This is a genomic window from Chthoniobacterales bacterium, assembly GCA_036569045.1.
Lineage (GTDB): Bacteria > Verrucomicrobiota > Verrucomicrobiia > Chthoniobacterales > JAATET01 > JAATET01.
Genome location: DATCRI010000086.1, coordinates 1 through 24059 on the forward strand (window position 1 = coordinate 1; position 24059 = coordinate 24059).

At 64.3% G+C, this 24059-nt stretch carries 24 protein-coding genes; 7 read left to right on the forward strand and 17 right to left on the reverse strand.

The genetic code is table 11. The annotated features are described in order from the left end of the window. Positions 1–118: 118 nt before the first annotated feature. A complete protein-coding gene (gene tsaE, locus VIM61_15025) occupies positions 119–577 on the reverse strand; it encodes a tRNA (adenosine(37)-N6)-threonylcarbamoyltransferase complex ATPase subunit type 1 TsaE (GenBank protein ID HEY8901722.1) in 459 nt (152 codons plus the stop codon). A 29-nt stretch (positions 578–606) separates the two neighbouring features. Here tsaE and VIM61_15030 point away from each other — a divergent pair, with 29 nt between their 5' ends. From VIM61_15030 to VIM61_15040, 3 genes are read left to right on the forward strand one after another with little or no spacing between them, the layout of a single operon-like run. Continuing rightward, on the forward strand, positions 607–2190 hold the full coding sequence (locus VIM61_15030) for a glucose-6-phosphate isomerase (GenBank protein HEY8901723.1): 1584 nt from the start codon (positions 607–609) through the stop codon (positions 2188–2190). Beyond that, positions 2187–2576, forward strand: coding sequence for a hypothetical protein (locus VIM61_15035; GenBank protein ID HEY8901724.1), 390 nt, complete (start codon positions 2187–2189; stop codon positions 2574–2576). Before VIM61_15030 ends, VIM61_15035 begins: the two co-directional genes overlap by 4 nt. After that, on the forward strand, positions 2573–2809 hold the full coding sequence (locus VIM61_15040) for a hypothetical protein (GenBank protein HEY8901725.1): 237 nt from the start codon (positions 2573–2575) through the stop codon (positions 2807–2809). The genes VIM61_15035 and VIM61_15040 overlap by 4 nt, the downstream gene beginning before the upstream one ends. 27 nt (positions 2810–2836) lie before the next feature. Here VIM61_15040 and VIM61_15045 read toward each other — a convergent pair whose 3' ends face one another. From VIM61_15045 to VIM61_15065, 5 genes are read right to left on the reverse strand one after another with little or no spacing between them, the layout of a single operon-like run. Beyond that, on the reverse strand, positions 2837–4534 hold the full coding sequence (locus VIM61_15045; GenBank protein HEY8901726.1) for an OmpA family protein: 1698 nt from the start codon (positions 4532–4534) through the stop codon (positions 2837–2839). A gap of 4 nt (positions 4535–4538) precedes the next feature. Further along, a complete protein-coding gene (locus VIM61_15050) occupies positions 4539–5360 on the reverse strand; it encodes a hypothetical protein (GenBank protein HEY8901727.1) in 822 nt (273 codons plus the stop codon). Then, positions 5357–7039 (reverse strand): ATP-binding protein, encoded by a 1683-nt coding sequence (locus VIM61_15055; protein HEY8901728.1) that lies wholly within the window; start codon positions 7037–7039, stop codon positions 5357–5359. The genes VIM61_15050 and VIM61_15055 overlap by 4 nt, the downstream gene beginning before the upstream one ends. 9 nt (positions 7040–7048) lie before the next feature. Continuing rightward, positions 7049–7783: a PspA/IM30 family protein gene (locus VIM61_15060; GenBank protein ID HEY8901729.1), complete on the reverse strand. Its 735-nt coding sequence runs from the start codon at positions 7781–7783 to the stop codon at positions 7049–7051. 44 nt (positions 7784–7827) lie between these two features. Further along, a complete protein-coding gene (locus VIM61_15065) occupies positions 7828–9654 on the reverse strand; it encodes a lipase maturation factor family protein (GenBank protein HEY8901730.1) in 1827 nt (608 codons plus the stop codon). Between the two features lie 46 nt (positions 9655–9700). Here VIM61_15065 and VIM61_15070 point away from each other — a divergent pair, with 46 nt between their 5' ends. Then, complete coding sequence (locus tag VIM61_15070; protein ID HEY8901731.1) at positions 9701–10474, forward strand: hypothetical protein; 774 nt, start codon at positions 9701–9703, stop codon at positions 10472–10474. On the opposite strand, the gene VIM61_15075 is transcribed toward VIM61_15070, so the two are convergent. From VIM61_15075 to VIM61_15085, 3 genes are read right to left on the reverse strand one after another with little or no spacing between them, the layout of a single operon-like run. Further along, the gene (locus VIM61_15075) at positions 10471–11730 is read right to left on the reverse strand and encodes a pitrilysin family protein (GenBank protein HEY8901732.1); all 1260 of its coding nucleotides are present in this window, start codon (positions 11728–11730) and stop codon (positions 10471–10473) included. The genes VIM61_15070 and VIM61_15075 overlap by 4 nt on opposite strands. Beyond that, a complete protein-coding gene (gene ispD, locus VIM61_15080) occupies positions 11727–12437 on the reverse strand; it encodes a 2-C-methyl-D-erythritol 4-phosphate cytidylyltransferase (protein ID HEY8901733.1) in 711 nt (236 codons plus the stop codon). The genes VIM61_15075 and ispD overlap by 4 nt, the downstream gene beginning before the upstream one ends. Position 12438: 1 nt before the next feature. Then, positions 12439–12891, reverse strand: coding sequence for a GatB/YqeY domain-containing protein (locus tag VIM61_15085; GenBank protein HEY8901734.1), 453 nt, complete (start codon positions 12889–12891; stop codon positions 12439–12441). 121 nt (positions 12892–13012) lie between these two features. Here VIM61_15085 and VIM61_15090 point away from each other — a divergent pair, with 121 nt between their 5' ends. Then, the gene (locus VIM61_15090; protein ID HEY8901735.1) at positions 13013–14335 is read left to right on the forward strand and encodes a glutamate--tRNA ligase family protein; all 1323 of its coding nucleotides are present in this window, start codon (positions 13013–13015) and stop codon (positions 14333–14335) included. Then, entirely contained in the window at positions 14332–15255 is a 924-nt protein-coding gene (gene aroE / locus VIM61_15095) for a shikimate dehydrogenase (protein HEY8901736.1), read from the forward strand. The genes VIM61_15090 and aroE overlap by 4 nt, the downstream gene beginning before the upstream one ends. On the opposite strand, the gene VIM61_15100 is transcribed toward aroE, so the two are convergent. The 6 genes from VIM61_15100 to nusA form a co-directional block, all read right to left on the reverse strand. Further along, complete coding sequence (locus VIM61_15100; protein ID HEY8901737.1) at positions 15252–16178, reverse strand: bifunctional riboflavin kinase/FAD synthetase; 927 nt, start codon at positions 16176–16178, stop codon at positions 15252–15254. The two genes, aroE and VIM61_15100, sit on opposite strands and share 4 nt — an antisense overlap. A 4-nt stretch (positions 16179–16182) precedes the next feature. Further along, entirely contained in the window at positions 16183–16905 is a 723-nt protein-coding gene (truB, locus tag VIM61_15105; protein ID HEY8901738.1) for a tRNA pseudouridine(55) synthase TruB, read from the reverse strand. Continuing rightward, positions 16883–17863 (reverse strand): bifunctional oligoribonuclease/PAP phosphatase NrnA, encoded by a 981-nt coding sequence (locus VIM61_15110; GenBank protein HEY8901739.1) that lies wholly within the window; start codon positions 17861–17863, stop codon positions 16883–16885. The genes truB and VIM61_15110 overlap by 23 nt, the downstream gene beginning before the upstream one ends. Continuing rightward, the gene (rbfA, locus tag VIM61_15115) at positions 17844–18224 is read right to left on the reverse strand and encodes a 30S ribosome-binding factor RbfA (protein ID HEY8901740.1); all 381 of its coding nucleotides are present in this window, start codon (positions 18222–18224) and stop codon (positions 17844–17846) included. Before rbfA ends, VIM61_15110 begins: the two co-directional genes overlap by 20 nt. Before the next feature lie 80 nt (positions 18225–18304). Continuing rightward, the gene (gene infB, locus VIM61_15120) at positions 18305–20449 is read right to left on the reverse strand and encodes a translation initiation factor IF-2 (GenBank protein ID HEY8901741.1); all 2145 of its coding nucleotides are present in this window, start codon (positions 20447–20449) and stop codon (positions 18305–18307) included. A gap of 39 nt (positions 20450–20488) precedes the next feature. Then, the gene (gene nusA, locus VIM61_15125; protein HEY8901742.1) at positions 20489–21751 is read right to left on the reverse strand and encodes a transcription termination factor NusA; all 1263 of its coding nucleotides are present in this window, start codon (positions 21749–21751) and stop codon (positions 20489–20491) included. Between the two features lie 131 nt (positions 21752–21882). Here nusA and nth point away from each other — a divergent pair, with 131 nt between their 5' ends. Continuing rightward, entirely contained in the window at positions 21883–22518 is a 636-nt protein-coding gene (nth, locus tag VIM61_15130; protein ID HEY8901743.1) for an endonuclease III, read from the forward strand. Between the two features lie 17 nt (positions 22519–22535). On the opposite strand, the gene VIM61_15135 is transcribed toward nth, so the two are convergent. Then, the gene (locus VIM61_15135; GenBank protein ID HEY8901744.1) at positions 22536–22994 is read right to left on the reverse strand and encodes a thioredoxin family protein; all 459 of its coding nucleotides are present in this window, start codon (positions 22992–22994) and stop codon (positions 22536–22538) included. Positions 22995–23040: 46 nt separating this feature from the next. After that, on the reverse strand, positions 23041–24054 hold the full coding sequence (gene tsaD, locus VIM61_15140) for a tRNA (adenosine(37)-N6)-threonylcarbamoyltransferase complex transferase subunit TsaD (protein ID HEY8901745.1): 1014 nt from the start codon (positions 24052–24054) through the stop codon (positions 23041–23043). Positions 24055–24059: the final 5 nt, after the last annotated feature.

Here is a 24059-nt window from a genome sequence, read left to right on the forward strand (position 1 = left end):
GGGAACAAATCCCCGCCTCGACCACGCGGCGAGTCGAAGGCCTCCGCGAAGAGCGTCACCCCATTTTCGACCACGGCCACGCTCCCGCGCGCCGTCGAGCAATCGAAGGCCAGCACCCTCACGCGCCGCGCTCCCACTGAATGCTCCGTCCGTCGCCAACCACCGCAAACCGCAACCGCCAGGCGTCCGCCGGCAGCAGCTCCGGAAAACGGTCGCCCCATTCGATCAGCAGCGTCTCGCCGCCGTCGAGGTAATCGTCCCAGCCAAGCCCCGTGACCTCCGCCGCGTCCTCGAGCCGATACCAGTCGAAATGCACGACCGGCCAGCGCCCGCCGGCGTATTCATGCACGAGCGTAAACGTCGGACTGCTCACCTCGCCCGCATGACCGAGGGCCTCGGCAAATCCCTTCGCGAATTGCGTCTTCCCCGCCCCGAGCGGACCTTCGAGCGAAAGCACCGCTCCCGCCTCCAAAGCCCGGCCGAATCGCGCCCCCAGCGCCTGCGTTTCCTCGGGCGTGGCGCACAGCGCCTCGCCGATGATTTCGGGAACGGGATCGTCCGGTTTTGCGTTTGTCATGCGTCGGCGAATCTAGTTTCTTCGACGCCATGGACTCAACCTCGCTCTGGGCACGTTTTCAGAAGACTTTTCTCCGCTACGAGGACCTTGGCTTTTCGGTCGACATCAGCCGGATGAACTTCCCGGATGATTTCTTCGCGACGATGCAGCCGAAGATCGAGTCCAGCTTCGCCGCGATGATCGAGCTCGAGGCCGGCGCCATTGCAAACCCCGACGAGAACCGCATGGTCGGCCATTACTGGTTGCGCGACGCGAGCCTCGCCCCCACTCCGGAGGTGAAGGCCGAAGTCGAGGTCACCAAGGACGACATCCTCGCCTTCACCAGGGCGATCCACGCCGGCGAGATCGTCGCCGCCAACGGGCAGAAATTCACCGAGCTTCTTTCCATCGGCATCGGCGGCTCGGCGCTCGGACCGGAATTCATTTCCGACGCCCTCTGGGAGCCGTCGAATCCCATCAAGCTCCACTTCTTCGACAACACGGATCCCGACGGCTTCGACAAGGTCTTCGCCCAGATCGGTGACAAGCTCGCGACCACGCTCGTCGTTGTCATTTCCAAGTCCGGCGGCACGAAGGAATCCCGCAACGGCATGCTCGCCGCGCAGGCCACTTTCAAGGAAGCCGGCATCGACTTCGCGAAGCAGTTCGTCGCCGTCACCGGCGTCGGCAGCGAGCTCGACAAGACCGCCGTCGCCGAGGGCTGGCTGCGCCGCTTCCCGATGTTCGACTGGGTCGGCGGACGCACCTCCGTGATGAGCGCCGTGGGCCTCGTTCCGCTCGCGATCCAGGGCATCGACATGCAGGCCCTGCTCGACGGCGCGAAGGCGATGGATGCCAGGACGCGCGTCGCCGACCTCGGCAAGAACGCCGCCATGCAGCTCGCGCTCATGTGGTGGTTCGCCGGCGACGGCCAGGGCAAGAAGGACATGGTCGTCCTCCCCTACAAGGATCGCCTCCTTCTTTTCAGCCGCTACCTCCAGCAGCTCGTGATGGAGTCGCTCGGCAAGGAACTCGACCTCGACGGAAAGATCGTGAACCAGGGCATCGCCGTCTACGGCAACAAGGGCTCCACCGACCAGCACGCCTACGTCCAGCAGCTTCGCGACGGCGTGAACAATTTCTTCGTGACCTTCATCGAGGTCGCCAAATCCGCCGACGCGGGCGAGATCGAGGTCGAGCCCGGCGTGACCAGCGGCGACTACCTGCAGGGCTTCCTTCGCGGCACCCGCAGCGCGCTCCACGGGGGCGGCCGCGACTCCATCACGGTCACCATTCCCAAGGTCGACGCCTTCAACCTCGGCGCGCTCATCGCCCTCTACGAACGCGCCGTCGGATTCTACGGCACGCTCGTGAACATCAATGCCTACCACCAGCCCGGCGTGGAAGCCGGCAAGAAGGCCGCCGCCGAAGTGCTCACCATCCAGGCGAAAGTCGCCGCCTCGCTGAAGGCCGCCGCTGGCGCCGCCAGGACCGCGGACGAACTCGCCGCCGCCACCGGCGCCGATGCCGAGACGATCTTCCACAGCGCGCATCACCTCGCGGTGAACCACGCCGGATTTACCGCCACGCCCGGCGCCACCCCGGCCGCGGACACCTTCGCTTTCGTCGCATGAAACGTCTCGCCGCGCTGTTGCTGACCGCGGCCGTGCTTTGCGGCGTCGCCGCGTGCGACAATCCGCAGAAAGCCGTCGACCAGCTTCGCCAGGAGATCGCCGCCTACAAGGCGAACCCGACCGACGACGCGCAGGCAAAGATCGAGGCCGATCTCGCCGCCCTCGATACGCAGATCGAGCAGCTCGCCGCGAAGGGGAAGACCACGGAAGCGGCCGGCTACCGCGCCACCGCCGAAAACCTTCGCGCCGATTACCGCGCCGCCCGGATGGTTCGCGCCATGAAGGATGCGCAATCCGCGATCCAGGGTTTCGGCGAGGCCTTCAAGGAAGCCGGCCAGAGCATCGGCGACGCCTTCCGCAACCCGGAGAAGAAAGACTCCCAATGAGATCCGCTCCCCGGCGCCTCTCGCAAAGATACGAAACCGCCGCCGCCGGCGCCATCGTGGCCGGCGTCGCCAGCATGGGGGTTCTCGCCATCGGGGCCTTCGCCGTGGGCGCCGTCGCCATCGGCGCAGTCGCCGTGGGGCGCTTTGCCATTGGTCGCCTCGTCATCCGCAGCCTCCGCGTCAAGCGCCTCGAAGTGGACAAACTCATCATCCACGAGACCGGCGACCGATAGCAGAGGACGCCAAATTGGCCGCCGACGCTACTCCACGGTGAACCACTGGACCTCGACGCGGCGTTTCTGGTCGGAGGAGTCGCCCACGGGTTCCTCCCAGCCACGCCCGACGACCTCGATGCGGGCGGGCGCAATTTTCTCCCGCTCGACGAGGAGGCGTTGAATTTCCGCCGCGCGATTCTTGCTCAGCTCCATCGCCTTGAGAGCCATCTTCCGCACGAAAGCCTCCCCGCCCTGCCGGCGAAATTCCGGGACCATGGCATCGTCCACGTGCCCACGCAGGAGCACCGTCGAGCCGGGCGAGACCTGCAGCAGTTTGCGAATGTCGTCCAGTCGCTCGAAGTTCTTCGTCTCGTTCAGATCGAGCACGGAGGAATTCGGCTCGAAGAAAAATCGAATGTCCTTGCTGAGGAGGGGATTATCTTCCACCGCCGCGAGATTTCCGGACCGGAGCGGCACAATCTCCATCTTCTGGTCGGCATACGCCCCGGATTTTTCCAGCGCCTGCAGCGCCGCGAGGTCCAGGAAACGGCTGGCGTCCACGGGATCAGGGATAAGCTGCGGGCCGTAGGCATACACCGCCGACTGGTAGATTCCTCCGTAGCTGCCCGCGGAATCGATCGCGCCGGAGAAGAACGCGAGATCTTCAGGCAGGTTCGAAAAATGCACCTTGTCGAGCTCCTCTCGCGTCTCGGCCGCGGACCAGCCGAAAGCCTTCGCCACGACGGGAATCTGCGCGTCGCGCTGGGTGCGCAGAAGTTGCGCACCATGGATCGTGCCGTCCACGAGACCGGCAACGATCGCGGGATTGGCCTGCGCGAACGGTTTGTTCACGACGAGGATATCCGCAACGATCAGCAGGTTGCGATTCGTCACGAGCACATCCGCGCGGCCGCCACTGGCCTCGGCGACCTCGGTCGTCTTCGGCGCCCAGGTCACGCAGCCCGCCAGCCGATTGGCGCCGGACTTGATGTCCTCGAGAAACAGGTCGCCGGCAGCGAAGGCATCCTCGCAGTAGATGAGGTTGATTTTTTCGGGGTCCGGCGTCTCGTCGAGACTCGACAGCATCGCGATCCCGATTCCCGCCTCCTGCGCGAGATAACGAATGAAGAAATCGGCCTCGGTGAACTGCGAGGTCGCGATGACCTTCCCCTTCAACCCGTTCACGCGACGGATGTCGGATCGCACCACGACGCCATCCGCCCCGCGCGAAAACCCAATCTGCACCGGCACGACGACGTTGAACTGCCGCCCGTAGACCGCGAGCACATCCACCGTCGTCGCCGAGGCCGCCATCTTGCCGGCATTCAGCGCGCTCCAGCTCTCCTCCTCGCTCAACGCGATCCGCACCTTGAAGCCGTGCTTTTTGAAAAAATACGAGTTCTCGTTCGGCGCCAGCCCGCCATTGGCGGCAATCAACCCCGCATACCCGGCATACTCGCTCAGTTCGATGTCGATGATGTTGTCCTTCGGCAGGTAGGGTGCCGCGGGACCGAGCTTCGGAGCCTCCGCAAGCGCCTCGATCGGGGCCACGGCTTCATCGTTCGCCGTCGCGGTGGGATTCGCCACGGTCGGCGTCGAGGAAGTCACGGTCGGCGCTGGCCCGGGGGCCGGCGCAGACGCTCGTTCGCGAAGCACGAAAAATCCCCCGAGGATAAGCCCCGCAACGAGCAGGAGGCTGAGAATGACGCCGAGCGGAGTGAGAGCGGGCTTGTCGGATTTCATGACTTTATGGGGATGATGTTGATGACCAGGGAGCTTCGATTTCGGGGCTGAAAACACTTTGCTGCTCGGAGATCCACCGGCGGGTTTCATCGAGTTCCCCGGCCACCCGGTCGATCTGGGAACCGATGCTTTCCGGACTGGTCGCCAGCCTCACCTCGTCGCCGATCAGCGCCACCTGCTCCTCGATGCGAGCGAGTTCGGAATCGGAGAAGGCCAGTCGGCCCGTGCCCTCCGCGAGCGCTCCGCGCCGCCGCTCCAGAATCTCGACCTGCCCGAGCAGGCTGCGGCGATGCTCTTCGCCGAGCCCCGGATCACCGGCTTGTGCGCGCAGCTTCTCGATTCGTTTGCCCAAGGATGCCGGGTTCACGTTGCTCTCCTGGAGCAGACGTTCCATGGCGGCCTGCGTCGTCAGCAAATGGAGATGCAGCGCGAGCAGACGGTCGAGGCCATCGCGTTGCAGGCGCCCGATGGCCGAGTCTTCGTCCATGCGCTGCTCACGCAGGATGGCGTCGCATTTCGCGCGCAGATCGAGAAAGCGCTGTCGTCGCGACTCGTCGAGTTGAGCGATGGCCGACCGCAGCCGCGACTCCTCGCTTTCCTCCGACGCCGCGCGCAATCGCGCATCGATCACCGCGCGAAATCGCGGCAGATGCGCCAGCCCCAGCAGGTAGGCAACCTCCAACCCTGCGCCAATCAGCCAGAATCCCGGATTGAGCAATCCAACCACCACGATGCCCGCCACCCCGATCCAGTTTGGCGGAATCGGCATGCCGAGCGGCCGCGCATTGAACGCCGCAACGACGTAGTCCTTCAGGCTCGCATTCATGGGGCTCCGGCTCCCGCGCGAAACACCTCGGGCACGAAAGCAGCATCCGTCGCCTCCGCGACCGCGAGGCCGATCTGAAATTTCATGATCTCCTCCGCCACGGGCGGCTGGTAGTCCGCCAGAGAAGTCGCGAGCGCCGCCTCCAGCGTCTCCCCGCCGGCATGAACCTGCCGATAGAGCTTCAGCGCGAGCGCCTCCGCCGCCCCGGGCGTCAGCCACGTCGGAACATCCGCCTCGAATTTCGAGAACCAGTCCTCGGCGATCGCCAGATCGACACGCCGGGCAAGCGCACGCAGCAGCGCAAAGCTCTCGCGCTTCGTCGCGGTCGGAAAGATCGGAATCTTCACATCCAGGCGCCCGGGGCGCTTGAGGTCGACCTCGATGAGGTCGGGCCGGCTCGACGCGAGGATCCACACGATGCGCCCGCGGTTGCGACGATCACTCATCTCCTGCGCAAACATCGAATAAACGCGCCCGGAGAGGCCCGCATCATTGCTGCCGGAATCGCGCCGGCCAAGCGTCTGGTCCGCCTCGTCCACGAAGACAAAACAGCGCCCCACCGACCGCAGCAGCCGGAAGAGCCGCTCGAGATTTCCTTCCGTGCTGCCCACCCAGCGATCCCGAAAATTGCCGAGCTTGATGACCGGCACGCCAGCCTCGCCCGCAAGGCACTCGACCGCGTAGGTCTTGCCCGTGCCGACGGGGCCGCAAAACAGGTAACCCATCGGCATGGCCCGCAGGTCGCCGCGGTTCCAGAGCTCGAGGTCCTGACGCAGCCACTTCTTGAGAGCCGGCTGTCCCTCGAAATCCTCCAGCGTGCGAGATGGCTCGATGAACTCGATGAGATCGCCGCCCTCCGATTCGATGAGCGCCTTTTTGATTCCCGCGATGTCGCCCGGCACCAGCGGGGCCTGCTGCCGTCGGCGGATTTTCAACAGACGCCGGATGGCTTTCACCGAGGCTCCGGTCAACTGCTCCGCCAGCGTCGTCTCCCGTCCCCGGAAGTCGCCAAGTGTCACGTCATCCGCGGCCTCCCGCAGGATCTGCGCAATCATTCCGGCATCGGGCAGCGGAACCTGAATCGCCGCGGCATCGGGATTGTCCGCGAGAAGCGGGTGCAATTCGCTGAGATTCTCGCTCACCAGAAAGGTCGCGACGGGAGCGGCGCGGAGAGCCTCTTCGCGCGACCAGTCGCGCATGACGAGAGCGATCGCGTTCAGCTCGTGGTTCAACGCGTGCGGCGACGCGGGCGCGAGCAGGTTCGCCGATTGCACGAGCACCGCGACCTGAGGCCCCTTCTGGCCGAGCGCTCCGAGGTTCGCCACGTAGCGCAGATAATGCGTGATCGTCTCGATGGCCAGGCGGGGAATCTTGCGCCCCTCGAGATTCTCGATCGCTCCTCGCCATTTGGAAAACGTCTCTCCGCCCTTCAGCACCCGCAGGCCGTTGCCGAGATCGTAGGCCAGCACGACCTCGAAGCCCGGCAACAGAGCCCCGAGCAAAAAGTCCTCGAGTCCGCCGGAAGGTCGCCCGTCTTCGAGCGGGAACTCGTCGGCGACATTGCCACAGAGCAAAAACTGATTTGCGGCTTCGCTTTTGTAGAGCAGGGCGAGTTCCGCCGCCCAGCTCGGCAGTTCCCCCTTCTCCGGGGCGCTCGATGGCGAGGATTCGCTCTTCACGCGCGGCGTTTAACCCATCGTGCGCTCCGCTTCGGGGGCGGATCCGTCCGGTTCCGGCGAAGTGCCGAGCGAAATGCCTTCCTTCGCCGCGAAGTCGGCCAGCGCCTGATCGGCCAGCGCCTTCTGCTCCGCTTCCTTGATCTGAATGTCGCCCATGTCGATGGAATCCTTCGCCACGCGCGCGCGTCCGGAGGCAACCTGCCGCTCCTCCTCGACCATCTCGTGCAGCCGATTGAGCGTGTCACCCGCGCCGCCGATCGCCCCGATCATTCCCGACGCCATCTCGTTCATCTCGGCGGTGGCACGCTTGATCTTCAGATCCGTGAGCGCGTATTTCAGCGATTCGATCTTGTCCCGCGCAGCCTTCACCGCAACATCCCGCGCCTTCAGCAGATCCTGATAGGTCTTCTCCGCAGCCTCCAGCTGCTGGCGATTTTCCGCAAGTTGCGCACTGACCGTCTGCAGGCGCAGCGCGTATTGCCCGGCGGCGTCGCGATTGCCGGCTTTCAGGTTCGCTCCCGCCTTCGCGCGAAGATCCCTTTCCTCGCCTTCGAGTTTCTTCACCTGCGTCATCAGGCGCTCGCACAGCCCGGCGTGGGAGGCCAGCCCCTGATTGTAATTCGCGATCTGCTTGCGCAAATTCTCCTTTTCCACCTCGAGGAGCGCTTCGGGATTGGCCTTCTCCAGACCGGACACAAACAATCCAAGAAATCCGCGGAAGAGGTTGGCAATGCGGGTGAACATTCCGGATTGATTAGCCGATCCCGCCCATCTTGACAATGCACGCTTCAGCGCCCGAGCTGCTCACGCGAGACTTCGCCGAAGTAGATTCCACGCGGCTCCCGGCGCCACCAGTCGTGAGTTTCCCGGCTTTCGACGAATGTCGTGAAGCGATAGTTGTCGAGGCGGGCTCGCACGTAGCGCGGCGGCTTTCCCCCAAACGGATCTCCCGCGAGCAATGCCAGCACCTCCGGCCGGCCCTCGAGCAGACGCGCGACAAATGGCCCCATCCATGGCGCTGACGAGACGTCCTGCATTGCGGCGAACCACATCTGCCAGTCGAGGCGCGGCAAATAGGGGCCGGTGAACGGCGGCCGGCGCCCCAGCGGTCCCGGCTTGAACCTGAAGACGTAGGGCCGCCATTCCACCCCGTCTTCGCTGCCCTCGATCGTGATCTCTGGCCGATCGGTCGTCATCACCGCGAAGAGCCCGTAGCCATTGACGCTGCGGAACGGCGCCACCCAGTCCCGCGCTCGCGCCAGCGGTTCGAGCACCCTCGGCATCGTTCGAAAAGCCTGAGCCAGCGGCACCAGACTCAAAGCCAGATAGGCAGCCGCGAAGGGAAGAAGGACCCATCGTGGCCAACCCACCTGAGCCGTTGCCCGCGAAGCGTCTCGCAGCGGGCGAGGCCACCCGGCATCGTCCACCAGCAGCAGCACGAGTGCCGCCACGAGCACGTTGAAAAATCCGTAGTTGCCCGTCAGCTCGATGAGAATCTGCAGCCCGAGAATTCCCGCCGCGGCAATCAGCCGCGGCCGCCGCGGGAGGAACATGAGGAACGGAAACCCCAGCTCGATCGCGAGCACGCCGGCGGATGACAGGCACTGAAACCACGCCGGCGCCTGCGCAGCGAGCCACGAGATCGGATTCGGAAGCGGCTGCGTGAAATAATGAAAATCCAGCGCCGTCAACCCGGCCCACGTCGGGTCGCCGCTCGAGAGCTTCACGACGCCCGAGGAGAACATCACCCGGAATAGCAGCCAGCCGAGCAGGAAATGCGCGAGCCGGCCCGGCCGACGAAACGTCAGATTCGGTCGCCACGCCCACGGCGCGACAAGGATCGCCAGCAGCCCCGTCTCGAGCAGCAACGCGTCCCATTGAAAGGCGTAGAAATCCTGCCCCGCGACGACGAGCGAAAGATACGCCACCCACGCCCCGGCCAGCGCCAGCGGCTGGGCAATGCCGAGAACAACGAGCGCCGCGCAGCCGATTCCCACGCCGACGAGAGCGAACACCATTCCGTCACTCGCATTCAGCCACAGCACGGTCGGCCATCGCCACCAGGCCTCCGAGCCAAACACCTGCGCCACCTGCGGCAAGACTTCCCGAATCGGCAGGATGCCGTGCTCGCCAATCAATCCCCTCGCCTGCACGCCGAAGGAAAAGAACGCCACCGCGTAGATCAATCCCAGCAGGCGCAGAAAAAGCGTTGTCGCCACGCCGTAGGTCGGCGGCGTGACATCCCGCCCCCACAGCAGGCGTGTGGCCCGCGAGAATATCCCGCGATTGCGGGCGACAAAGCCATACGCAGCATCCGCTCCCCCGCGGAGCCCCGGAACTCGGCCCAAGGCCCATACGATCGTCCGCGCCAGCCGGGAGGCCGTCGCGAGCGACCGGAACACCGCCTCCGCCGCCTCGTAGCGTCGGCCATCGCAATCGATGAACTGCACCGACCTTGCGAAGGCCTCCGCCGGAACGTCGGGAAACTCGGACGCCGCCTGTTGCGACGAGCGATACTCCACGCGGTCACCCGTCGTGGCGCGCCACCGCTCGATCCATAGGGTGCAAAACCGGCAATCGCCGTCGTAAATCATCAGCGGGCTGTCGCGCTTCATTTCGAAATTATCTTACGCCGGGGATTTCCTCGACTACAGTCCGCGCATGTCGTTTTTGGACAAACTCGAAAAGCCGCTCGGCTCGCTCGCCGTTCCCGGGCTCATCCGTTACATCGTCGCGCTCAACGCCCTCGTCTTTCTCCTCGTCACGCTCAACCCGCCTTACCTCGGTCTGCTCACGCTCGATCGGCAGGCCATTCTCGATGGCCAGGTGTGGCGCCTGCTCAGCTGGATCTTCATTCCAAACACCTTCAGTTTCCTCTGGGTGCTCTTCTACCTGATGTTCACCTGGTGGATGGGCGACCTCATCGAAAGCACCTGGGGCACGTTCCGGTTGAATGTCTACTACGTTGTCGGCTACCTCGGCTGCACGGCCTCCGCCCTGATTTTCGGCCAGTCTCTCGGCAACATCGCGCTCAACAGCTCGCTCCTCTTCGCCGCCGGCACGCTGGCGCCCGAATTGCAGATCATGCTCTTCGGCGTCATTCCCCTCCGGTTGAAGTGGGTCGCCATGATCAGCGCGGTCCTGCTTCTCGTCGGCGTCGTTACCGCGGACTGGGGCGCGCGCTTCGCGGTTCTCGTCGCGTTCAGCAACTACTTCCTGTTTTTCGGCCCCACCTTCTTTCGGCAGATTTCCACCAACCGCGAAAACGCCAGCCGCCGCGAAAAATTCGAGAGCGCCAAACTTCCGGAAACCGAAAGCCTCCACCGCTGCGAAGTCTGCGGCCGCACGGAGCGCTCGAATCCCGAACTCGACTTCCGCGTGTCGGCGGACGGCCACGAATACTGCACCGCCCACCTGCCCCGGCGGACGGACTAAGCCAGCCAGCTCGCGATCGGCGTCTTCTCCGGGATGGCGCCAATCACCGTCATCGTGATGTTTTCCGGCCGCAGCGATTGGCGAGCGACGCGTTGAACATCCTCGGCCGTCGTCGCCCGCAGTCGCGCGTGCGGCACCTCGGCATCTTCGACCCTTCCGTAAAATACCGTGGCATAGCCAATGCGCGAATTCTGCGCTCCCGTTCGCTCGAGCGACATGCGGCTCGAGCCGATCGCGTATTCCTTGGCTCGATCCAGTTCGGTCTTTCGGATCGGTTCCTCACGCAGACGCCGAAACTCCCGGCTAAGCAGGCTGAGTGCTTTCTCGAGATTCCGGGCATCGAGCCCGATGTAGAAATTGAGCACGCCTGTGTCTTCGTATTGGCTGACGTTCGAGCTCACCGAGTAGCAGAGCCCGCGCTTCTCACGGAGCTCCTGGAAAAGTCGCGAGCTCACGTTGCCCGCCAGCAGGACGTTCAGCAGCGACGTCGCGTAGCGATCCTCACTGTGCAGCGCGCAGCACGGCACTGCAAAGGCGACATGGACCTGCTGCGTATCGCGCTCGATGATGCGGATGTGGCTTTTCGAGAGCTCGGGTGCGGCCTTCGCGCGGCTGCGGCGACCTTTCGGCATCGGCCCGAGGAGCTTTTCCACGCGGGCCAGCACGTCCTCGTGTCGCACGGCGCCCGCCGCGCTCACCACGGTATTGCCGGTGTGATAGTGGGCGCCGCGATAGCCGAGCAGGTCTTCACGCTGAAGGGTGCTGATGCTTTCGAGCGTGCCGGTGAGCGGGCGACCGAGGGCGTGACTTGGCCAGAGTTCCTCCCACAGAAGTTCCTGCACGAGCTCGGACGGCTCGTCCTGATACATCTGAATCTCCTCCGCGATCACCGCGCGCTCGCGGCGAATGTCGGGACCGGCGAAACGCGGCTCGAGCACCATGTCGCAGAGCACGCTGCTGAGCTTGTCGAAATGGTCCGCAGGCGCCGCGCCATAGTAGACGGTGTGGTCGTGCGTCGTCGTCGCGTTGAGGTAGCCGCCCACGGCCTCGACTTCCTGCCCGATCTGCCGCGCCGTCCGCCGGCGCGTGCCCTTGAAGAGCATGTGCTCGATGAAATGCGAAATTCCGGTCAGCCGCGCCGGCTCGTGCCTCCCCCCGACCGCCGCCCAGATGCCAAAGGTCGCGGATTGCGCATGCGGCATCTCACACGTCACGACGCGGAGGCCATTGGAAAGTTTCGATAACTGAATGCTCACGTAAAACTGGTCGCCGCGCGGGACTGGAGGATGAATTCCGCCACCGCCACGTCGCGGGGAAAAGTCACTTTAAAGTTCCAATCGCAATTCTCCACCAGAAAGACTTTTCCGCCCATTCGGCGGAGAGCCGAAGTTTCATCCGTCACGCTCGCACCCGAGGCTCGCACGCCTTCCATCGCGCGTCGCAGATCCGGGAGGCGAAACACCTGCGGCGTCTGCATGCGCCACAGGCCCTCTCGCTCCACGACCTCCGCGCAATTCCCGAGGTCATCCGCGCGCTGCAGCGTATCGATCACCGGCTCGGCCGCGGTCGCCGCACCGTGCGCCACGGCCGCTTCGAAACACCGCGTGATCAGCTCCGGCGTGATGAGTGGCCGCGCGGCATCATGCACCGCGACGAACTCCGCATCCGCCCCGAGAGCCTCGAGCCCGTTCCAGACGGACTCCTGACGCGACGCGCCGCCGGCCACGATTGTCGTCACCTTTCCCGCATCCTTCAATACGGCGCGCACCTCCGCCTCGCGCTCCCGCGCACAGACGATCACGATCTCCCGCACCGCCGCGCAGATCTGGAACGCCCGCACCGCGTGCCGGATCAGGGGCTCGCCGGCGATCGGCGTGAGAATCTTGTCGAAGCCCATCCGGCGGCTGGAGCCCGCGGCAACGAGCACCGCCGAGAGGTTCGGCGCTGGCAACGTCCCGCCCATGTCAGGCGAGCGACTGCTGCACCGCGGCGCTCAGCGTCCTGCCATCCACGCGGCCGGCCGCCTTCGCGCTGGCGATCTTCATCACCGCCCCCAGTTCTTTCTTCGAAGTCGCGCCCGCTTCAGCGATCGCCTCACGCACCAGGGCCGCGAGTTCATCGGCACCGAGAGCCTGCGGCAAATAGGTCGAGAGAACGGCGATCTCCGCCTTCTCCTTGTCCGCAAGTTCGGTGCGCCCCGCCTTTTCGAAACTCTCGATCGAGTCCTGGCGCTTCTTCACCTCCTTGCGAATCACCGCGCTCGCCTCGGGATCGTCGAGCACCGTGCCGGCGCCGCCCTTCTCGATGGCGGCATTCATCAACGCGGACTTCAACATCCGCAGCACGCCGAGCTTCGCCGCTTCCTTCGCGCGCATCGCATCCTTGATGTCGCTATCGATCTGACTTTGTAAAGACATGTCTCGAGCCTAAAGGGGGAAGACAGAATTTACAGAATTAACGGAACCGGGGGAATCGGCTTCCCGTGTTCGCCGCGAAAAAGTAATCCTGTAAATTCCGTTAATTCTGTCAAAAGCCACGATGTCCGTTCGCACCCGCTTCGCTCCCTCGCCCACCGGCTACCTTCACGTCGGCGGCGCCCGCACCGCCCTGTTCAACTGGCTCTTCGCCCGCAAGCATGGCGGCACCTTCGTCCTGCGCGTCGAGGATACCGACGCCGCGCGCAATACCGCCGATGCCTACGAAGTCATCTACCAGGGCCTGCGCTGGCTCGGCCTCCAGTGGGACGAAGGCCCGCAGATCGGCGGCGACTTTGGCCCGTATTTCCAGAGCGAGCGAAATTCCATTTACGAGAAACACTTCGCCACGCTCGACGCGAAGGGCCTGCTCTACGAAGACGGCGGCGCCATTCGCTTCCGCTCCCCGCGCAAGACCGTCACCGTCGAGGACCTCGTCTGCGGCAGGATCGCCTTCGACATGTCGAACCCGATGACGCATCCGGACATGACGATCCGTCGCCCCGACGGATCGTGGATTTTCCATTTCGTCAACGTCGTCGACGACATCGAGATGCAGCTCAGCCACGTCATCCGAGGTGAAGATCACCTCTCGAACACGCCGAAGCACGTGGAACTCTACGAGGCGCTCGACGCGAAGCCCCCGCAGTTCGCCCACATTCCGCTCATCCTCAATCACGAGGGCAAGAAGCTGAGCAAGCGCGATGGCGGCTCCAGCATCACGTATTTCATCGATGGCGGTTATGCGCCCGAGGCCGTGGCGAACTACATTTCGCTCCTCGGCTGGTCGCCCAAGGACAACCGCGAATTCCTCAGCGTCGACGAAATCAGGGACCTCTTCTCGCTCGAGAACATCAACCGCCGCAGTGCAATCTTCGATCTCGACAAATGTTTCTGGCTCAATGGCCAGCACCTTTTGAACATGAGCCTCGAGCGCTTCATCGAGCTCGCGATTCCCTTCCTCGACAAGGCGGGCGTCGCCTACGGCAGCCCGGAGGCGCTCGCTCCCGTGCTCGCCATCGTGAAGCCAAAGGTCAAGCACCTCTCCGACATTCCCGACTGGATCGGCTACTTCTTCACCGACGACTACGCCTACGATCCCGCCGCCGTCGACAAGGCGCTCCGCAAGCCCGGCGCGCTCGATCGCCTCGCCCAGCTTCGCGACGCCTACGCCGGCGTGACCGACTGGACGCACCCCGCGCTCGAAGCCTCGCTCAAGGAAACCGCCGAAAAGCTCGGCGCGAAGAATGGCGAATTCATCCATCCCGCGCGCGTCGCCGTGAGCGGCCGCGCCGTCGGCCCCGGCCTCTACGAAATGCTCGAAGTCCTCGGCCAGGCTCGCGTTCTCGCCCGCTTCGACGCCACGATTGCCCGCTTTCAGGCATGAGCGAAGTCTTCGCCGCATCCGATCTGCTTGCCGGTGGCGAGGTCTTCCGCGGCCTCACCCCGCCCGCGCGCCTCTCGGTCTTTGGCGATCCCGTCGCGCATTCCAAGTCACCTGCGTTTCACAACGCCGCGTTACGCGCCGCTGGCATCGACGCCCAATACGTTCGGATTCACGTCCGCCCCGAGGACGCCGTTGCCGCCTTTCGCGCCCTGCCCGCCGCCGGATTTCTCGGCACGAATGTCACGCTTCCCCACAAGGCCACGGCGCTCGCGACCGTGAACGAAGCCGACGACTACGCCCGGAAATCCGGCGCGGTGAATACCGTGCTCGTCCAGGGCGAGCACCTTCACGGCTTCAATACCGATGGCCCCGGTTTCGTGCGGGCGATCCGCGAGGAATTCTCCACCGACGTGCGCGACCTGCGCATCATGCTCCTCGGCGCGGGTGGCGGCGCCGGCCGCGCGATCGCCGTTCAGTGCGCCTTCGAGGGCTGCGAGCGTCTCGTGCTCGTCAACCGCACCGTCGAGAAAGCCCGCGATCTCGCCGCGGAACTCGCTCCTTACTTTCGTTCCGATCGGCTCGTCGGCCCGGTGGATCGCCTCGTCGCAATCCCGCACGACCTCGCGGCGATTCGCACGCAACTCGAGCACGTCGACCTCGTCGTCAACGCGAGTTCCATCGGCATGCGGCACGCCGACCCGGCGCTCATTCCCGCGTCACTGCTCACCGCCAACCTCATGGTTTACGACGCCGTCTACTCCACCGGAAAAACCCGGCTCGTCCTCGATGCGGAATCCAGCGGCGCCCGGGCGGCCGGCGGACTCTCGATGCTCCTGCACCAGGGCGCCCTCAGCTTCGAGATCTGGTTCAACCGTCCCGCACCGCTCGCGGCGATGAGGGCCGCCCTGCTCAAGGCTTAGCCCAGCACCTCGCGCGCCTGGGCGACGTCACTCGCGATCTGCGCCTTGAGCGCTTCGAGGCCGGAGAACTTCTGCTCGCCTCGCAGAAACCGGATGAAATCGACGTCCAAATCGCGGCCGTAAAGATCCCCGGTGAACTCGAAAAGGTGCACCTCGAGTTTCCTCTCGGCGTCCCCGCCGGTGACCGTCGGCCGATATCCGATATTCGCCACCCCCTTCCACGTGCGGCCGTCGAGGGCGACGCGCACGGCGTAAACTCCGTCCGGCGGAAATTGTTCGTTATGAGCGCGCAGGTTCGCGGTAGGAAATCCGATCTCGCGTCCCAGCCTTGCTCCCGCCTCGACCGTTCCGAGAATCGTGTAATCGCGACCGAGCAGGCGCCGGGCAGCGGCGAGATCCCCGCGCTCGACGGCCTCGCGGATCCGCGTGCTACTCACCGTCCCGCCGTCCATCTGCACGGCGCCCACCTCCGCAACCGAGAAATCGAGTTCCCCGCCAAGGGCTCGGAGCAGAGCCACGTTGCCGCTGCGTTTCGCTCCGAACGCCCAGTTCTCGCCGACGCAAATCTGCCGCAAAGGCCGGGCCGCCGCCGCGAGCCCACGAATGAAAACCTCCGGCGGTTGCGCCGCGAAATCGAGATCGAACGGCACGACGAGCAGGTAGGGAAAGCCCTCCGCCTCGATCAGGCGGGCCTTGTGCGCAGCCGAGGTCAGCAAGCGCGGAGCGTGCCCGGGCCGGAGCACCCGCAGGGGATGCGGCTCGAAAGTGAGCGCCACGGGCGTGCCGTCGACGGACTTCGCGTCCTCCAGCGCGCGACGGAGCACGGCCTGATGACCGAGATGAATCCCGTCGAAGACGCCAATCGAAAGAACGACCGGACCGCGCAGGCGGCTGAGTTCCCCGATGGACCGCAGGATCTCCATTCCGCTACGCCCCGCGCAACCGCGACACGTCCGGCAGACTCAGCACGCGCTCGACGATCTGCTCGCGCGGCAGCGTTTTGAGCTCGTCGATCGTGATCGCGCCGTCGACCGTGAACCGGCCCGATTTCGTGCGACGCAGCGCGCGCAAATGCGCCCCGCAGCCGATTTCCTGCCCGATGTCGTGCGAATACGTGCGCACGTAGAACCCCTTGCTGCACACGACGCGGAAATCGATTTCCGGCAGGCGCAGCGCCAGGATCTGGTGTGCGTAGACATGCACGAAGCGCGGCTCGCGCTCCACCGTCTTGCCCTGCCTGGCGAGCTTGTAGAGAGGCACGCCATCTTTCTTGATCGCGCTCACCATCGGCGGCGTCTGGTAGAAATCGCCGTGAAATTTCGCGAAGGCCGCATCGATCTCGGAGGCACTCAGCTCGGGAACGGGCCTCGTCTCGGTGATCTCGCCGTCGGAATCCTGGCTATCCGTCACCTCGCCCAGTTTGAGCGTGCCGGCATATTCCTTATCCTCGCTCATGAGGAGATCCTGGATCTTCGTGCCACGGCCGATCGTGATCAGCAACAGTCCCGTTGCCAGCGGATCGAGCGTGCCGCAATGGCCGACCTTCTTCGTGCCGAGCGACCGCCGGACAATCCCGACGACGTCGTGGGAAGTCATCCCGGCCGCCTTGTCGACGCAGAGAACGCCGTCAATCGATTCGTCCGACTTCATCACACAACACCTTCAAAAATTTTTCCTCCGCGTCCTTCAATGGACCCGCCATGCGAGCGCCGGACGCGAGGGCATGACCGCCGCCACCGAAGACGCCGCAGACTTTGCAGACATCGACCCGCGGATCCTTCGAGCGGGAACTCACGCGAACCTTGCCGCCCTCGAGTTCCTCGAAAAATACGGCTGCGACGACGGAGTCCACCGAGCGCAGGTGATCGATGATGCCTTCGTTGTCCTCGGGCAGCACCCCGAGCCGCGCGACGTCATCCTGCGTGAGCGAGAAGCTCACCACGCGGCCGTCTTCACTGAACTTCGCGTCGTTCAACGCATGGCGCAGCAGTTCGAGCCGGCGACGCGGCTGGCTGTCATACATCGCCTGCGAAAGCGCACCGACATTGACTCCGGCCTCGATCAACTCCGCGCCCACGCGGTAGGTCGTCGCGGTGGTGCTGGGATATTGGAACGAGCCCGTGTCCGTCGAAATGGCTGCAAAGAGATTGGCCGCAATCGCGGGGGTGATTTCCGCGCCGATCTCCTTGAGAAATTCGAAGACGATCTGTCCCGTCGCCGGGGAACTGCTGTCGATGTAATTCACCGCGCCGTAGCGACCATTGCTGATGTGGTGGTCGATGTTGACGAAGAGCGCAGGCTCCTCGATGGCGTCGAGCACCGTGCCGAGGCGATTCTTCACCGAGGTGTCGAGCGCGACGAATGCGTCGAACTTCCGGCCGGCGCCCTCGGGTTTCGAGACGAGGTCGGCCTCGGGCAGATAGCGAAACTTGTCGAGCATGCCGTCCTCGTTCCAGGCGGTGACTTCCTTGCCCAGGCTTTTCAACCAGAGGGCGAAGGCGATGGTGGAGCCGAGGGCGTCGCCATCGGGCCGCAGGTGGCTGGCGACCAGCACGGTGCGCGCCGGTTCCAGGGCGGCGGCGATTTCCCTAAACGTGGGGTTCTTCATCAGAGGGTTTGGCGGGCTGGTCGGGAATGAGGCCAAGCTCATTCATGATCGAGATCACGCGGGTGCCGCGCTCGAGAGCCTCGTCGAGTTTGAAATTCAGATGCGGGGTGTGCTTCATCACGATCCGCTTGGCGAGCTCGCTCTGGAGCATCGCCCGGCTTTTCGTGAGGGTTTCGATCGCCTCGCGGCGCTGGTTGTCGTTCCCGATCACCCCCATGAAAACATGCGCCTGCTTGAGGTCGGGCGTGATGTCCACGCCGCTCACGGTCACGAGCGGCGAGGAAAACTTCAGCTCGCGCCCCATGATGACACCAAGCTCGCGCTTGAGCACTTCGCAGACTCGTTCGAGGCGATATTTCATAAGGAAACTTTCATCACGGACCGCCCGGATGGCACGGATAAATTCATCCGGGCGCCTCCGGGAGCCGCGTGGATTCTGGATCAGAGCGTCTGCGCGAACTTCTCGAGAGTGTAGGCCTCGATAATGTCGCCGACCTCGTAGTCGTTGAAATCGCCAAGCTTGATGCCGCATTCGAGGCCGGCACGCACTTCCTTGACCTCGTCCTGGAAGCGGCGAAGCGTCGCGAGGCCGCCGTCGTAGATCGGCTGGCGCTTGCGGAGCACGCGGGCGCGGGCGTTGCGCGGGATGCGGCCGTCGAGCACGACGCAACCGCCGACCTTGCCCTTGGTCAGGTCGAACACCTGTTTGACCTCGGCATGTCCGACAATGCTCTCGCGCGTCTCCGGATCGAGCAGACCCGCCATGGCTTCCTTCACCTGGTCGAGCAATTCGTAGATGATGCTGTAGAGCTTGATCTGCACGCCCTCCCGCTTCGCCGCAGGCGAGGCGCTCGCCTCGACCTTGACGCCAAAGCCGATGATGACGGCATCCGAGGCACTCGCGAGAAGCACGTCGGACTCCGTGATCGGACCGACCGCGGAATGGAGAATCTCGAGCGTGATCTTCTTGCTCTTGATCTCGCCGAGCGAGTTGACGAGGGCTTCCAGCGAGCCCTGCACATCGGCCTTGAGCACGATCTGGAAACTCTTCTTCTGCTCGGCGGCAAGGGTCTCGAACAGATTTTCGAGGCGGGTGCGCTTCGGCGCCGTGAGCTTCTGCGTGCGCAGGGCTTCGAGACGCTCTTCGCTGAGCGTGCGAGCGTCGCGTTCGCTGGCCATGACGACGAGTTCGTCACCGGCGTGGGGCAATCCGCTGAAGCCGAGCACGTTCACGGGCGTGGCCGGGCCGGCTTCCTTCACGGGCTTGCCGAGATCGTTGATGAGCTGCTTGACCTTGCCGCCGTAGTTACCGCAGATGAACGCCTGCCCGACCTTGAGCGTGCCGGTATTCACGATGACGGTGGCGGTCGGACCGCGACCGGCCTCGACCTGCGCCTCGATGACCGTGCAACGCGCGTCGTCGCCGGGATTCGCCTTCAGTTCGAGCACTTCGGCCTGAAGCATCATGTTCTCGAGCAGGTTATCGATACCGATGCCCTTGGTCGCAGAAACCTCGCAGCAAATCGTGTCGCCGCCCCAGTCTTCGGGAACGAGGCCCTGCTCCTGGAGCTGGGCTTTCACGCGATCGACGTTCGCCCCGGGCAGATCGACCTTGTTGATCGCGACCATGATCGTCACTTTCGCGGCCTTGGCGTGATTGATTGCCTCGATCGTCTGAGGCATGAGGCCGTCATCCGCCGCCACGACGAGCACGACGATGTCCGTCACGTTCGCGCCGCGGGCGCGCATCGACGTGAAGGCCGCGTGGCCCGGCGTGTCGAGGAAGGTGATGCTACTGTCGCCGTGCTTCACGCTGTAGGCGCCGATATGCTGAGTGATGCCCCCCGCTTCGCCGGCCGCCACGCGGGCTTTGCGGATCGCGTCGAGCAGGGACGTTTTGCCGTGGTCGACGTGCCCCATCATCGTGATGATTGGCGGACGGAGCTGAAGTTCGGCCGGCTTGACCTGCGCAGCCGCCTTCTTCGGCGGCTCGACGACGACAGGCTTCATCGTATGAACGCCCTCGCCCGTCTTGCGCTTCTCGCGCTCGAAAATGGCGCCGTGCTTTTCGCAGACCTTCGCGGCGACATCCGGCTCGATCGACTGATTGATCGACGCGAAAATGTTCAGTTCCATCAGGTCGGCGATCAGCTGGAACGGTTTGAGTTCCAGATGCGTCGCGAGATCCTTGACGATGATCGGAGGCTTGATGTGGATGACCTTGCGGGTGTCGACAGGCTCCTCCGCGACGGGCTCGGGAACGGCCTCGACGGCGGCCGGGGCCACCTCGGCAACCGGCTGAGGCGCCGGCTCCTCGACCTTCGGCGCAGGCGCCGAGATCTTGCTGATCGGAGGGAGAAAGGACTTGGTCTTGCGTTCGCCGTCAGCGTCAGTCGCCCGAACTTTTTTGACCTTGGGCTCGATCAACGAGAGCGCCTCCGCCGGCGGCTTGGGCGGAACGGGCGCGGCCGCCGGCTCAGCGGAGACGGAGGGTTTGGAGCGGGCGGACGAGGATCCCCCCGCCGGACCGCGGGACTTGGCGGCCGACTTCGATTCGGTCTTGGAGTTGCTGACTTTGGATGGCATTGAAATTCGACTGGAGCGGCCGCGTTCTCATGACGCGGACTAGGCTACGGCGCTGGGGCCGGCGGCGTGGGCCTTGGCGGCCTCGAGGATACGCTCGGCGGTCTCGAGATCGCACTCGAGCACGCCTGCGATATCGTCCGCTCCGCAGAGCACGATCACTTCGATGGCGTTCATTCCGCTCTTGGTGAGCAGGTCGGCCTGCTCCTGGTTGATGCCGAGCTGGTCGGCGAGCGAGTGAGCGGCGTGAGCCTTCTGATTTTCAAAGGCCTCTTCCTTGCTCTTGTCCTCGTTGATATCGATGTCCCACCCGGTGAGCTTCGCGGTGAGGCGGGCGTTCTGACCACGGCGGCCAATCGCCTGAGAAAGTTCGTCCTTGCTGACGGTCACGGCGATCTTCTTGTTCGCGGTGTCGAGCGTGATGCTGTGAATTTTTGCGGGCTTGAGGGCCTCCTTCACGAGTTCCTGCGGATCCGCATGCCAGCGAATGATGTCCACCTTCTCGTTGTTGAGCTCGCGGACGATATTCTTCACGCGAGCCCCGCGCATGCCGACGCACGCGCCGACAGGATCGACCTTGTCGTCGGAGCTGTGAACCGCGACCTTGGTGCGCGCCCCGGCCTCGCGGGCGATCGCCTTGAGTTCCACGGTGCGATCACCGATTTCACTGACCTCGACCTCGAACAGGCGACGGACGAAATTCGGATGGCTGCGAGACAGAATGATCTCCGGGCCGCGGGCGCCGTTGGCGACCTCGACGACGTAGGCGCGGATGCGATCGCCGACGCTGTATTCCTCGGTCGGAACGCGCTCACGCGAAGGCATCGTCGCCTCGAAACGGCCGAGGTCGATGATCACGTCGGAACGCTCGAAACGGCGCACCGTTCCGCTCACGATCTCGCCGGCGCGATCCTTGAACTCCTCGTAGATCATGTCCTTCTCGATCTGACGAATGCGCTGCATGATCGCCTGGCGGGCAGTCTGCGCGGCAATCCGGCCGAAATCCTTCGGCGTCACTTCGATCTCGATCTCATCGCCGATCTGCACATCCGGATTCACCTGGCGAGCCTTGGCCAGCGTGATCTCGTCATGCATGTTCGTGACCTTCTCCACGACCAGAGGCTTCGCAAACGCGCGGATGTCGCCGGTCTTGGAATTGATGTCGATGCGCAACTCACGCGCCATGGAGAACGTCTTTTTCGACGCAGTCAGCAGGGCGCCGGAAATGGCCTCGACGAGGACGTCGCGGCTGATTCCTCTTTCGCGCTCGAGGTAATCGAGCATGGTGAGCATTTCGGCGTTCATACGGAATTGATGTAAAGTCGTGGGAAAGTCGGAGCCTTGCGGCGGAACTGGAAACTATGCAGGACAGAAACAGATCGGTCAAGTCCGCTTGACCGCACGCGCCGGGCCCCGTAGGCAGAGCGATTCGTCCGATGACCCGATCCCAGCGCGCCACCGAACTCGTCCGTCGACTCCCGGAAATCTATCCCGGCGCGCACTGCGAACTCACGTTCACGAACCCGCTGGAACTCCTCGTCGCCACAATCCTCTCCGCCCAGTGCACGGACAAGCGGGTCAACCTGGTCACCCCTGCCCTCTTCGCCCGTTGCCGCTCGGCTGCCGATTTCGCGGCCATTCCCCTCGAGGATCTCGAGGCCCTGATTCGGAGCACCGGATTTTATCGCAACAAGGCGCTCTCGATTCGGGGAGCCGCCTCCGCGATCGTCGAAAAACACGCCGGAAAGGTTCCCCGCACCATGCAGGAACTCATCGCCCTCCCCGGCGTCGGTCGAAAAACCGCCAACGTCGTGCTGGGCAACGCCTTCGGGATCAACGACGGCGTGGTCGTCGATACCCATGTCGGCCGGCTGTCGCGTCGGCTCGGCCTCACGAGGGAAACCGATGCCGTGAAAGTGGAGACGCAGCTGGTGCGCCTCATCCCGCGCGCGGTGTGGACCGATTTCAGCCACTGGCTGATCTTCCACGGCCGGCGGCGCTGCACCGCCCGGAACCCGGACTGCGCCGCCTGTGAACTCTCCGACCTCTGCCCCAGCGCCTTTCGCGTTTAGCGCTTAAGAAAGACGCGTCAGGATTTCGGGACGGACTTCTTGATCCAGTCGATCATCGCCTCCGGGCCACCCGGAAGATAACCGACATGGCGGGCGATCTCTTTGCCGCGCCCATCGATCAGGACCAACGTAGGAAATCCCTCGACGCCAAATTTTGCAGCGAGTTCCTCATTCTGCTTTTTCACCGAGGCCGCCTGGGCCTTCCCCTGCGGAAAATCCACTTCGAGCAAAACGAGGTTATCCTTCGCAAATGCGGCGAATTCCGACTTGGAAAAAGTGTCTTCTCCCAGGCGGATGCACCATGTGCACCAGTCCGAGCCCGTGAAATCCGCAAGAATGGGCTTGTTCGCGGCCTTGGCCTCTTTCAGGGCCGCTTGGTAGTCGGTCGACCAACTCGCTCCTTCGGCTGCCTGAACGGCTCCCGTGACGGTGAAAATGGCGAGAGCGGCGAGGAGGGAGAGTGAGCGTTTCATCATGCGCCGTTGGACATCCTCGCTGGCGCCGACGTTCAATCTGCGCCCGTCAGGCGGCCATACGGCCAAAGGTTGCCAGGTCGATTGCCGGCGACACATCGGCGTTGAGCTGACTCACCGCTTCCGTCCGGGCGAACCGCAGCGCGGCCACATACGCGATCATTGCCGCGTTGTCCGTGCGCAACTCGCGTGGCGCCAGCTGCACGGTCAATCCCACCTGATCGGCCCGAGTCTGCATCATTTCCTGAAGGCGTCGATTGGAACTTACCCCGCCACTCAACGCGACCACCTTGCGCCCGCTTTCGAGCGCCGCCGTCACGGTTTTTTCGACCAGCACGTCGAGCACCGCCGATTGGAAGGACGCGCACACATCGGGTAGCGAAACCGACTCGCGGTCGAGGAGATACCGCACCGCCGTTTTCAGGCCGCTGAAACTGAATCGAAAGTCTCCGGAATGCAGCATGCCCCGGGGAAGATCGTAGCGGGTCGCGTCTCCATCGCGCGCAAGTCGCTCGATTTCCACCCCGCCCGGATATCCAAGTCCGAGCAATTTCGCGACCTTGTCGAAAGCCTCGCCGGCCGCGTCGTCGAGCGTCGTGCCCAGCACTCGGCAATCGCCGAATCCCGCCACATCGACCAGAAGAGTATGCCCCCCGCTCACGACCAGCCCGAGATGGGGCGGCACTTCCTCCTCACCAAAGAATGGCGAGAACAAATGGCCCTCGACGTGATTGATCGCCAGAAACGGCCGATTCCGACCGATCGCCAGCGCTTTCGCGTGCGCCATTCCCACGAGAAGCGCCGTGGGCAATCCGGGTCCGGACGTCGCCGCAAACGCGTCGATCTCCTCGATACCAACGCCCGCCCGGTCGAGCGCCCCACGCACAATTTCCGGCAACGCGGCGAGATGATTGCGCGAGGCCACCTCGGGCACGACTCCGCCATATTGCGCGTGCAGCGAGGCCTGCGACCACACCTCGCTCGCGAGGAGCTCATCCCTGCCCCGCAACACGGCGGCCGCCGTCTCGTCGCACGACGTTTCGATCGCAAGAATCAAAGCCATCCGGA